Annotated in this window: 9 protein-coding genes and 1 tRNA gene; 6 read left to right on the plus strand and 4 right to left on the minus strand. The window is 71.4% G+C overall.

Annotated elements, in window-relative coordinates; all coding sequences use genetic code 11:
- The first annotated feature begins 60 nt into the window (after positions 1-60).
- From AOK23_RS25225 to AOK23_RS25235, 3 genes are all read left to right on the plus strand, one after another.
- On the plus strand, positions 61-1,188 hold the full coding sequence (locus AOK23_RS25225; protein ID WP_055714929.1) for a helix-turn-helix domain-containing protein: 1,128 nt from the start codon (positions 61-63) through the stop codon (positions 1,186-1,188).
- Between the two features lie 92 nt (positions 1,189-1,280).
- Positions 1,281-1,883 (plus strand): oligoribonuclease, encoded by a 603-nt coding sequence (gene orn, locus AOK23_RS25230; protein WP_055511897.1) that lies wholly within the window; start codon positions 1,281-1,283, stop codon positions 1,881-1,883.
- A gap of 127 nt (positions 1,884-2,010) precedes the next feature.
- Positions 2,011-2,083: transfer RNA gene (locus tag AOK23_RS25235), tRNA-His, on the plus strand.
- An 80-nt stretch (positions 2,084-2,163) separates the two neighbouring features.
- On the opposite strand, the gene AOK23_RS25240 is transcribed toward AOK23_RS25235, so the two are convergent.
- From AOK23_RS25240 to AOK23_RS25255, 3 genes are all read right to left on the minus strand, one after another.
- Positions 2,164-3,246 (minus strand): IS701 family transposase, encoded by a 1,083-nt coding sequence (locus AOK23_RS25240; protein WP_157878149.1) that lies wholly within the window; start codon positions 3,244-3,246, stop codon positions 2,164-2,166.
- 165 nt (positions 3,247-3,411) lie between these two features.
- The gene (locus tag AOK23_RS51485; RefSeq protein ID WP_169800330.1) at positions 3,412-6,435 is read right to left on the minus strand and encodes an AfsR/SARP family transcriptional regulator; all 3,024 of its coding nucleotides are present in this window, start codon (positions 6,433-6,435) and stop codon (positions 3,412-3,414) included.
- A gap of 584 nt (positions 6,436-7,019) precedes the next feature.
- The gene (locus AOK23_RS25255) at positions 7,020-8,786 is read right to left on the minus strand and encodes an ABC transporter ATP-binding protein (protein WP_240496550.1); all 1,767 of its coding nucleotides are present in this window, start codon (positions 8,784-8,786) and stop codon (positions 7,020-7,022) included.
- A gap of 118 nt (positions 8,787-8,904) precedes the next feature.
- Between AOK23_RS25255 and AOK23_RS25260 the strand changes: the two genes are divergently transcribed.
- From AOK23_RS25260 to AOK23_RS25270, 3 genes are all read left to right on the plus strand, one after another.
- Positions 8,905-9,468 (plus strand): TetR family transcriptional regulator, encoded by a 564-nt coding sequence (locus AOK23_RS25260; RefSeq protein WP_063791398.1) that lies wholly within the window; start codon positions 8,905-8,907, stop codon positions 9,466-9,468.
- Positions 9,469-9,680: 212 nt separating this feature from the next.
- A complete protein-coding gene (locus AOK23_RS25265; RefSeq protein ID WP_206336288.1) occupies positions 9,681-10,268 on the plus strand; it encodes a TetR/AcrR family transcriptional regulator in 588 nt (195 codons plus the stop codon).
- On the plus strand, positions 10,265-10,972 hold the full coding sequence (locus tag AOK23_RS25270; RefSeq protein ID WP_055714936.1) for a GAP family protein: 708 nt from the start codon (positions 10,265-10,267) through the stop codon (positions 10,970-10,972). Before AOK23_RS25265 ends, AOK23_RS25270 begins: the two co-directional genes overlap by 4 nt.
- Positions 10,973-11,012: 40 nt before the next feature.
- Here the strand turns inward: AOK23_RS25270 and AOK23_RS25275 are convergent.
- The coding region (locus AOK23_RS25275; RefSeq protein ID WP_157878150.1) for a prolyl oligopeptidase family serine peptidase at positions 11,013-11,545 on the minus strand (533 nt) is incomplete at its 5' end.

The raw sequence follows: 11,545 nt of genomic DNA on the forward strand, positions 1-11,545 counted from the left end.
TCTCGAAGATGGGGCCGCCGCTGAACAGCAGCACCGCGACGATCTCCTTGCGGCGGCCCCATCTTCGAGAGTTCCATACCACTGTCGGTGTTCGGGATCGACCGCCAGGACGCCGGCGTACCGCGCTACCGCCTACTGGTGTGCGCGGGCGAGGAAGGACCCCTGCGGACCACAGGGGGCCTGGAACTCACCGCACCGAACGGCCTCGAGGCGATCTCGCGGGCGGGCACGGTGGTCGTGCCCGCATGGCGTTCGATCACCTCACCGCCGCCGGAGGAAGCGCTCGACGCCCTGCGTCGCGCGCACGAAGAGGGCGCCCGCATCGTGGGGCTGTGCACCGGTGCGTTCGTGCTGGCCGCGGCCGGACTGCTGGACGGCAGGCCGGCCACCACGCACTGGATGTACGCGCCGACGCTGGCCAAGCGCTATCCGTCCGTCCATGTCGATCCACGAGAACTCTTCGTGGACGACGGGGACGTACTGACATCGGCCGGCACCGCGGCCGGAATCGATCTATGTCTGCACATCGTGCGGACGGACCACGGCAACGAGGCGGCCGGCGCGCTCGCCCGCCGACTGGTGGTCCCGCCGCGCCGGTCGGGCGGCCAGGAGCGCTATCTCGATCGGTCTTTACCGGAGGAGATCGGCGCCGACCCGCTCGCCGAGGTCGTCGCCTGGGCGCTGGAGCACCTCCACGAGCAGTTCGACGTGGAGACGCTCGCGGCGCGCGCGTACATGAGCCGGCGGACGTTCGACCGACGGTTCCGGTCGCTGACGGGCAGCGCCCCGCTGCAGTGGCTGATCACCCAGCGGGTGCTGCAGGCGCAGCGGCTGCTGGAGACGTCGGACTACTCGGTGGACGAGGTCGCGGGCCGTTGCGGCTTCCGTTCGCCGGTGGCGCTGCGCGGGCACTTCCGCCGCCAGCTCGGCTCGTCCCCCGCGGCGTACCGGGCGGCCTACCGTGCCCGTCGTCCGCAGGGCGACAAGCCCGTCGAGCACGACAGCCAGGCCGGCCACCACGGCCCGTCCCCGGTGTCGCCGGAGCACGCCCACGGCGTGCCGCTCCAGGCCCGTCGTACGGCCGCGGCGAGCGCCCTGGCGCCGTCGGCGTCCCTCGCGGCGGACGGCGGCGCCAAGCCGGAGCTGTACGCCACCGGCCGGCTGCCGGGGCAGCGCAGCGCGCACTAGCGCACAGCGGCGACTGACGGCCCGGTCCCGCACTGGATCACCCCGGTGCAGGACCGGGCCGTACGGCTGTCACGGGCCGTAAGGTGAGACACATGAACGATCGCATGGTGTGGATCGACTGCGAGATGACCGGCCTCTCGCTGTCCGACGACGCGCTCATCGAGGTGGCCGCCCTCGTCACCGACTCCGAGCTGAACGTGCTCGGTGACGGTGTCGACATCGTCATCCGCCCGCCGGACTCGGCGCTGGAGACCATGCCGGAGGTGGTGCGCCAGATGCACACCGCGTCCGGTCTGCTCGACGCGCTGCCCGGCGGCACGACCCTGGCGGACGCCGAGGAGCAGGTCCTCGCGTACGTCCGCGAACACGTCAAGGAGCCGGGCAAGGCACCGCTGTGCGGGAACTCGGTGGGCACGGACCGCGGCTTCCTGCTGCGGGACATGCCGACGCTGGAGGACTACCTCCACTACCGGATCGTGGACGTCTCCTCGGTCAAGGAACTGGCCCGGCGCTGGTATCCGAGGGCGTACTTCAACAGCCCGGAGAAGAACGGCAACCACCGCGCGCTGGCGGACATCCGCGAATCCATCGCCGAACTCCGCTACTACCGCGAGGCGATCTTCGTCCCGCAGCCCGGCCCCGACTCCGACACCGCCCGCACGATCGCCGCGAAGCACGTCCTGCCCGCGGGCTAGCCCAGCTCCGGGGGCCCTGCCGGGCCCCGGAAGCCCCGCGGGGAAAGGTGTGCGCGGGCACCCCTGAAGACCCTGTACACTTTTTCTCGGCCGGTCGGGGAAACCTTCGGATGAACCGCCGGTCATGGTGGGTGTAGCTCAGCTGGTAGAGCACCTGGTTGTGGTCCAGGATGTCGCGGGTTCGAGTCCCGTCACTCACCCTGATACATCGGCCCCGGCCCGCGGAAGCGGACCGGGGCCGATGGTCGTTTCCGCACACACGCCGCCCTCGGTCGCCGGATCAGGTGTGGACCGGCTCGCGGAGCGGGCGGTTCTGGGAGAACGAGCGGAAGGCGTGGGCCAGGAGCGAGAGGGTGGTGTGGCGGTACCAGCCGGTGATGGTGCGGACCTGGTAGGCGTCCAGGCCGACCTCTCTTCGTAGGACGGCCAGACAGCGCTGGGTGGTCGCCTGGGCCCGTACCGCGCGGATGAACTCCGTGACGGTGGTGGAGTGGCCGGCGCACAGATAGGACTGCGGGCGTCGGGACGGGGCCGTCGGCTGGTGGATCAGCAGCCAGTGGGCGCGTCTGCCGGCCGCCGGGCCCCGCAGGCGCACGGTCTGCCAGGGCAGGGTGTTGACCCCGGCCGTCCGGCCGCCGGGCGGGGGCGCCAGCAGGTCGTCCGCCATGCCGCGCGGCAGCAGGGCCGCGGTGTCCTCGGGGTTCAGCTTCAGGACGTAGGGCACGCCCCGTTCCTCCAGCCAGAGGCGGAGGTCCTCGTCCCACAGTTCACGCTCCGGCACGCTCACCCACGGCAGGTGCGGGCCGCCGTCCAGCACCCGGGCGATCATCTGCTGGTTCAGCCGGGCCTTCGAGGCGTACTGCGCCCGCTGCGGCAGGACCGCGGACATGCCCCGGGACCGGTCCCGCAGCCACTCACGCGGCAGATACAGTTCCCGGTCGAGAACCGAAGTGCCGTGTTCCGACACATAGCTGAGGAACAGCCCTATCTGACAGTTCTCCATCCGCCCGTGCTCGCTGGAGTACTGCCAGGCCGTCCCGGCCGAATGTCTGCCCTTTTTCACGAAGGTCTGCTGGGCGGTGACGAGAACCGCGCGGTCGCGGTCCCCCTGACCGGCCGCCGGGACACGGGTGTTCCGCAGCACATAGGCGCGGAGGTCGTCGCGTACGGCGTCGGCGTCCCACTTCGCCGTGCGCAGCAGTCGCTGCATTCCGTCGGGGCCGACTTCCCTGGCGCGCGAGGCGAGTGCGAAGGCGGTCTTGCGCAGCTCGCTCGACAACAACCCCTCCATGTACGAAATCACGAGTCTCCGGGGTTCCGCCCGCGAGAACCGATGCGAAATGAGGTCCGTCAGCTCGTTCATGATGCTCACCTTCACTCGCGGTATCCGTCCGAATGGGAGCGCTCTCATGCCAGGGGAGACGTTAGCGAGTCACGGTTTGCCGACGCTTTCGGTGAGCGCGGGCGACGGAAACGACGGGGAAAGAACGGGGCGTTTCACCGTTCAGGAACCTGTTCAGGAACCCGTTCAGGATTCGTGCAGCGCGCGGGTCAGTTGGGTGACACCGGGTGTCTCCTTGCCGAGGTCGTCGAGCAGCTTGCGCAGCCTGACGGTGTGCCCCTCCCACACCGGCGCCCGGAGCAGCCGGAACGCGGCGAGGGCCTCCCACAGGTGCAGCAGCGCGGTGTTGCGCTCGCCCCTCAGCGCCTCCGTGCAGGCGAGGTCCACCTGGACGCGGGCCTGGAGGAAGCGGTCCCCGATGCCGCCCGCGGCCTCGTAGGCGTCCCGCAGGGTGGCCACCGCCTCGTCCAGGCAGAACTGGCGCCACTGGACCTCGCCGAGGACGCGCAGCCCGTACGCCTCCCCCATGCGGTCGCCCTGGTCGCGGGTCAGCTGCACGACCTTGCGTCCGGCCCGCTCGGCCTCGCTGAGTTCCCCGGTGCGCAGCAGGGCCTCGGCCAGCCGGTAGATGTTCTGTGTCTTGCTGCGCAGCGCGTAGTCGCCCTCGCTGGCGGCGATGGCCTGGCGGGTGAGCCGGATGCCGAGGTTGACGTTGCCCCGTTCCACCTCGATCTGGGCCAGCAGTCCGAGTGCGTGGGCCCGGCCGCTGATGTCCTCCGTCTGGTTGAACAGGTCGAGGGCCGCCCGGCAGTGGCCTGCGGCCCGGTCGAGGTCGCCGGCGAAGCGGAGACAGACGGCGATGTTGCGCAGTGCCAGGGCCTGGCCCTGGACGTCGCCCGCCTCCTCCAGGTGTTCCATGGCCTGTTCCAGGAGCGGCTCCGCCTGCTGGTACTGGCGCTGGTAGATGGCGAGCGCCCCGAGGGAGCGCAGCATCATGCCGACGCCGAGTTCGTCTCCCGCCTCGCGCGCGGCCATGAGCGCCCACTCGGTGGTGGAGCGCCAGTCGACCGGGTGGCCGCGGGTCTCGCACAGTGGTACCAGCCGGGCCGCCAGGGCCCAGGCGGGGAAGGCGCGGCCGGACTCCGCGCAGACCCGTACCAGGTCGATGAGGATCGGGCGTTCCGTCTCGAACCATTCCATGGGGCAGCCGAGGATGTGCTCGATCTGCCGGGTCGCCAGGGGCAGGTCGCCGGGTCCCGGCAGCGGGGGCAGATGGCCCTTGCCGCTGAGCTGCTGGTGCGCGGTGTCGGCGAGGACGAGGAGGGTGGCGACGGTGCGGTCCAGGGCCGCCTCGCGTTCGGCCGGCGTGTCCTCCTCGTGCGCCCGTTCCCAGGCGAACAGGCGCAGCAGGTCGAGGAAACGGTAGCGGGGGCTGCCGAGCCGGCCGTGCGGGGACACCTCCAGCAGTTGGGCGTCGACGAGGACGTCGAGGAGGTCCTCGGCGTGGTCGAGGTCGGTGCCGAGCGCGGCCGCCCCGACCCAGGCCGAGAAGTGGGACAGGCTCAGCAGGCCGAGTCTGCGGTACATCTGGGCGGCGGCCGGGGGCAGTTCGCGGTAGCTGAGGGCGAACTCGGCGCGCAGGCCGCCGTGGTCGGGGCTGAGCAGGTCCAGTCGGCGGCGGCGGTCGGCGAGCCGGGCGGCCAGCTGGGACAGCGAGCGGTGCGGTTTGTTGACGAGTTGGGCGCCGAGGATGCGCAGGGCGAGCGGCAGGCCGTCGCACAGCTGGGCCAGTCGGGCGGCCATGCCGGGTTCCGCGCCGACCCGCTCGGGTCCGATCATGGCGCCCAGCATCCGGCACGCCTCGTCGGTGTTCAGGGGTCTGAGGGAGATGCGCAGCACGGGATAGTCGCCGGTGAGGTCGCCCAGCGGGTCGCGGCTGGTGATGACGACGCAGCAGTCGCCGCGGCCCGGGAAGAGCGGCAGGATCTGGTCGATCGAGCGCACGTTGTCCAGGACGATCAGCATGCGCTTGCCGTCCATCAGGCTGCGGTACAGCGCGGCGCGTTCCTTGAGGTCGGCGGGGATGAGGGCGCCGTGGACGCCGAGGGCGCGCAGGGAACTGTCCAGCGCCTTCATGGCGGACACGGGTTTCTCGTGCACGTCGTAGCCGCAGAGGTCCATGAACAGCTGGCCGTCGGGGTAGTGCTCGGCGACCCGGTTGGCCCAGTGGATGGCGAGGGCGCTCTTGCCGACGCCGCTGGCCCCGGAGAGCGCGGCGATCGCCAGGGGTTCGGCGGAGGCGGAGGTGTGCGCCAGCTCGTCGAGGAGGGCGATCTCCTCCTCCCGGCCGGTGAAGGCGGCGGCGGGCAGGGGCAGTTGTGCGGGCGTCGAGGCCGGTGCGGCGGTGCGGGGGTGCGGCGGCTGGTCCCGGGTGACGGCCGTCTCCGAGTCCTGCAGTATGCGCCGGTGGAGCTGCTGGAGCGCGGGGCCCGGCTCTATGCCGAGCTCCTCCACCAGGACCTTGCGTCCGGCGCGGTAGGTCTCCAGGGCGTCGGCGCGCCGGCCGGCGAGGTGCTGGGCCGACATCAGATGCAGCCGGGCCTGTTCGCGCAGGGGGTGCTCCTCGACGAGGGTGACGAGTCGGTTGGCCGCCGCCCGGTAGCGGCCGAGCTGGACCTGGAGGGCGGCGTACTCCTCGTTGAGATCGAGCCACAGTTCGCCGAGGCGGGCGGTGGCGTGGTCGAGGTGGCCGCCCGTGAGCCCTTCGAGGGGCGGCCCGTACCACATGCCGAGCAGCCGTTCGTAGCAGCTCGCGGCCTCCTCGGTGCGGCCCTCGGCGGCTGCGGTGCGGGCTTCGGCGAGCAGGGCGTGGGCGGCCTGTACGTCGATGCGGTGGTCGCCCTGGATGAGGGTGTATCCGTGGTGGGCGGTCCTGATGAGTTCGTCGTCGACGGCGGCGCTCCGGAAGATCCTCCGGAGCGCCGTGATACAGATCGCGATCTGGTTGCGGGCGGTCGTCGGGGGTGCCCCCTGCCACACGGCTTCGGTCAGGCTGTCGACGGAGACGACCTGTCCGGCCGACAGGACGAGCATCGCGAGGACCTTCCGCTGTCGTGCTCCGCCGAGCGCGAGCGGTTCGCCCTCGATCTCGGCCTTGAGCGGGCCGAGCACCCTGAAGGACAACCGGCGCAACGAGACACCCTCCGTCACCTTGAGCAACCTTCCGCCCGTCACCCCCCTTGGCCGTGCTGCCACACGGGAAAGGGGGAGGGGGAACATCACCGTACGCGCTGACACGTGATTCGTTGCCATTGCTGGCTCATCCGAGACGCGCGTTTCCCGCCAAATCCCGGATGAAGTGTTGAATGGTTTTCAGCTGCATTTCGATGCGTTCGCGCCAGCCTCAGGTCCAGGGGAACTCACGGCCCGCGGGATTCGTCCAGGGCAGGTCGCTCTCGTTCCGCTCCCCGAGGGGCTGTACAGGGGTCGCACCGCTTAATTCACCCCCTGTAAAGCTGGCGGACACGCCCGGCGTCGCCGCCTGCGCGGCGGCCGGGGCCACGAGGGCGAGGGTGGTGGCCAGCAGTGCCGTACAGATGGCGGCCACCGCGTGAATACCGGTCCGTAACATGTGACTTCCTCTCCATAAAAGCGGCCACCGAAGCGACCTGAACAATGGCGAGCGTACCGCCGGGGTCTTTCGGTGTTGTTTTGGTGCCATTTTCAGGCGACAAGCAGGGCCATTCATTGGCTCATTTCGATGGGTGCAACAGGAAACGATCGGCCCGGTGTGTTCACCGCTGCAACGGAGCGGCGCCCGCCGCGGTCGCGGTGTCACCTGTCTCGATCTTCAGTGCCGCCACCAGCGCGCGGTACAGGGCGCTGGTCCGCAGGAGTCCGGTGTGCGTGCCGCGCGCGGCGACCCGGCCCGCCTCCATCACCACGATCTCGTCGGCGTCCAGCACGGTGGACAGCCGGTGGGCGATCGTCACGACGAGGCCGCGCCGCGCCTGCTCCCGTACGGCCTCCTGGATCGCTGCCTCGGTGAGGCCGTCGAGCTGGGCCGTCGCCTCGTCCAGGAGCAGGACCTCGGCGTCCGCCAGGAGCGCGCGGGCCAGGGCGACGCGCTGGCGCTGGCCGCCGGAGAGGGAGCTGTCGCGCAGGGGGGTGTCGAGCCCCTTCGGCAGGGCCGCGACGGTGTCGGCGAGCCGGACGCGCTCGAGTACGGCCGTCACCTCCGCCTCGTCGGCGTCGGGGTTCACGAACAGCAGGTTGTCGCGGATCGTGCCCGGCACCACGGGCGTCTCCTGCTCCACGTAGGCCAGATGGCGCCGCACCTCGTCGGTGCCGAGGCGGGCGTACGGGACGTCCGCCAGCCGGAGTTCGCCGGCCGAGGGCAGGACGAAGCCGAGCATGAGGGAGAACACCGTCGTCTTGCCGGCGCCCGAGGGGCCGACGAGGGCCACATGGCCGCGCCGGGGCACGGCGAGGTCGAGGCCCCGCAGGACCTCGGCGCCGGTGCCGTATCCGGCGGTCACTCCGCGCAGTTCGACGAGGGGGGCGTGCGCGGGGAGGGCGGCGATCCGCCCCGCCAGGTCGCCGGGCGCGCTCCCCCGTGCCTCCGGTTCGGCCTCCAGGGTGTCCACCTCGTGGATGCGGGCCGCCGCGGCGAGACCGGCCTGGAGGGTGCTGAGGCTGGTGCTCATGCCCACGATGGGGTCGAGGAGCCCGAAGGTGTACAGCAGGAAGGCGATCAGGGTGGGGACGGTCATCGCGTCCCCGGAGACCCGCCAGGCCCCCAGGGCGAGGACCGCGATGATCGCCGCCTGGACCCCGGCCCAGGAGACGGCCCACACCGTCGACTCGCGCCGTACGGCCACCATGCTCTGCGCGCGGGCCCGTTCGGAGTGCTCCGTGAGCCGGGCGAGCTGGCGTCCCTCGGCGCGGGCGGCCTTCACCGTCCTGACCGCGCGCAGTGTGCCCTCCAGTTCGGCGCCGAGCGCGCCGAGGGAGCTCTGCGACCGCTCCCGGGCGCGGGCGATACCGGGCATCAGCGAGGTGAACAGGGTGACCACCACGACGACGGCCACCAGGGTGGCGAGCACCAGCACCAGGTCGAGCACGGCCATCAGCACGAGCGAACCGACCACCAGGACCACGCCGTTGACCAGGGTGATCACACTGGTCGAGACGGCCTGGCGCAGCAGCACGGAGTCGGAGGTGACCCGGGTGACGAGGTCCCCGGCGGGGCGGGCGAGCAACGGGAAGACCTGGGCCCGGAGATAGCGGCGGACCATCGTCGTGCGGGCGTCGTGGACGACGCGTTCGGCGACGCGGCCGAGCAGCGCCCACTGGGCGCGGCCGAGGACGGCGCCGGTGACCAGCAGGGCGACGAGCAGGAGGACGGGCCGGACCAGGGAGTCGCCGCGGTCGAGGGTGTCGAGGACCGACCGGGTCGCCAGCGGGGCGACGAGCCCGGTGGCGGAGGACGCCAGGGCGAGGGCGAGGGCGGCGAGGAGGACGTTCCGGTTGGGGCGTGCGAGGCCCCATAAGAGTGCCACGCGCCGACGTAGGTCGACGCGGGACGATAATGAATCATCCATGCCGATAGTGAGTCAGTGGTGTCTCATTCTTGTCAAGGGTGCCCCGTTCCGCGCCACGGCTGCCTACGCTCGTGCCGTGGTGAGCAGCATTCAGGAGAGCCGCACCAGGGAACGGACGCGCCTGGCGATCCTGCGCGCCGGGATCGCCGTGCTCACACGGTCCCCGGCGGCGTCCCTCGGCGAGGTCGCGGCGGCGGCGGGAGTCGCCCGGAGCACGCTGCACCGTTACTACTCCGACCGCACCGCCCTGGTCGAGGGCATCCACGCGTTCGTGCACTCCGAGTACAGAGCCGTGCTCGGAAGGGCACGGCTGGACGAGGGCACGGGCCTGGAGGCGTACGCGCGACTCTGCTCCGAACTCGTCGACTCCGACGAGGTGTTCTCCTGGTGGCTCCAGGAACAGCCCAGCGGCAGTTGGGGCGCGACACCCGAGGACGCCGTCGTCGCCTCGGTGCTCGAACGGGGGCGCGCCGACGGCAGCATCGACCCCCGGCTGGATCCGGACTGGATCGCGCTGCACACCTGGGCAGCGCTGTACACCGCCCGCGTCTATCCGCTCACCGGCTCCCGCTCCCCGCGCGAGGCACGGGAGTTGTGCGTGCGCACCCTGGTGAAGGTCGCCGCCCGCAAGGACGGCTGACCCCGCGCGCCCAGGGCGCGGACCGCGCCGCGGTGACCGGCGGTACGGGGTGTTCGCCATCCAACCTGCCTTCTCTGCAAGCGAGTTGATCCGGCCAATCGGCATGGTCCCGGCGGCGGGGCCGGCCCGGGGCCTCGTTGACCCTCGTTAGATTAAGAGCTTAATCTAACGTTGTGCCACGTTACGCAGACCCTGTGGAACGACGTCGGCAGGTGGCTCAGGCACTGTTGCGAGTGGTCGAGTCGGAAGGCCTGGAAGCCGCCAGCATCCCGCGCATCGCGCGGGAACTCGGCGCGACCACGGGCCTGGTGCAGACGTACTTCCGGACCAAGGACGAATTGCTGGTCTTCGCCGCGCAGTATGTCGGCGAGGCGATGAACACCCGTGTCGCGACCCTGCTGGAGACGTGCGCCCCGCACGACGTCAAGCAGCGGCTGCTGACCTCCCTCGGCGTCCTCACGGGCGCCGACGAGGGCACCGGGACCGAGGCCAGGATCTGGCTGGCCTTCCTCGCGCGGGCCGCCTACCACCCCGCGCTGCGGGAGGTGCACTCCGCCGGCTCACGGGAGATCCGCGACCGGTGCGCGGAGGCGCTGGCCCTCGCGCAGCGGCTCGGCCGGCTGCCCGCCGACCTCGACCCCCGCACCGAGGCCTTCGCGCTGATCGCCTTCGCCGACGGTCTGACCGTCCAGCGAGCCGTCGAGCCCGAACTGCTGAGACCCGACCACGTACGGCAGTTGCTGAGCCGCTACCTGGACCGACTGATGGACGATCGGAAAGACCGAGGAGAACCCCTTTGAGCACCGCGTTATTGCTGTCGCTGGCCGGTCTGGCCCTGCTCGACAGCACCAGCATGGGCACCCTGTTCATCCCCGTGTGGCTGTTGCTGGCCCCAGGACGCTTCAACGTCGGCAAGGTGCTGGTCTATCTCGTGACCATCACCGTCTTCTACTTCGGTGTGGGCCTCGCCATCGTCTACGGGGCCGACAACCTGTTCTCCGTCGCGGGTGAGGCCCTGGACGCCAGGACCGGGCTGTGGATCCAGCTCGGTGTCGGTGTCGGCCTGTTCCTGCTGAGCTTCCGCTTCGACCCCAAGCGCCAGGAGAAGAAGGGCAAGAACAGCACCGGCAAGTGGCGCGACCGCGTCGGCTCGAACTCCTCCGCGGGCTGGATGGTGGGGCTCGCCCTGCTGGCCGGGCTCGCCGAGGTGGCGACGATGCTGCCGTACCTCGGCGCCATCAGCATGCTGACGACCTCCGGGCTGAACACCGTCGAGATCACCACGCTGCTGGCCGGCTACTGCCTGGTCATGGTGGTGCCCGCCGTGGTGCTCCTGGCCGGACGGGTACTGCTGCGCTCGGCCGTCGAACCCGCGCTGCAGCGCATGAACGCCTGGATCTCCAAGCGGGCGACCGGCGCCACCGGGTGGATCCTCGCCATCGCCGGCTTCCTCGTCGCCCGTGACGCGGCGGCCCGGCTGTGGGTGCCCGAGGCGTTCAACTGACCCGGGGGCACGACCGCGCGGCCGCGGGAGCCGCCCGCCCTCACCGGGCGGGCAGCTCCCGCGGCCGCAGTCCTGTGGCGGCGCCGAGGAACGTCAGCACGTCTGCCGCGTACCCGGCCGCCTCGCTGCGCGAGCGCGCCCCGTGGCCCAGGTCCTCACGGCGCAGCACGATCTCGGCGTCGTCGACCGCCGCGTGCTGAAGGGCCGCGCACATCTTGCGGGCGTGCAGCGGATCGACGCGGGTGTCGTTGTCGAACGCCGACAGCAGGACCGCCGGGTACCGCACTCCGGGGCGGACGTGGTGGTACGGCGAGTACGACAGCAGCCACTCCAGTTCCCGCTCCACCGCCGCGCTGCCGTACTCGTGGACCCAGGCCCGCCCGAGGCCGAAGCGCTCGTAGCGCACCATGTCGAGCAGCGGGGCGGCGCAGTTCACGGCCCGGTACCGGTCCGGGCGCTGCACCACGGCGGCGCCCACGAGGAGCCCGCCGTTGGACGTCCCGGTCAGGGCCAGCCGTGCGGGGGTGGTCCAGCCGCGGGCCGTCAGCCAGTCCGCGGCTGGACCACCCCCGC

It is taken from the genome of Streptomyces torulosus (assembly GCF_001419765.1).
GTDB classification, from domain to species: Bacteria; Actinomycetota; Actinomycetes; order Streptomycetales; family Streptomycetaceae; genus Streptomyces; species Streptomyces torulosus.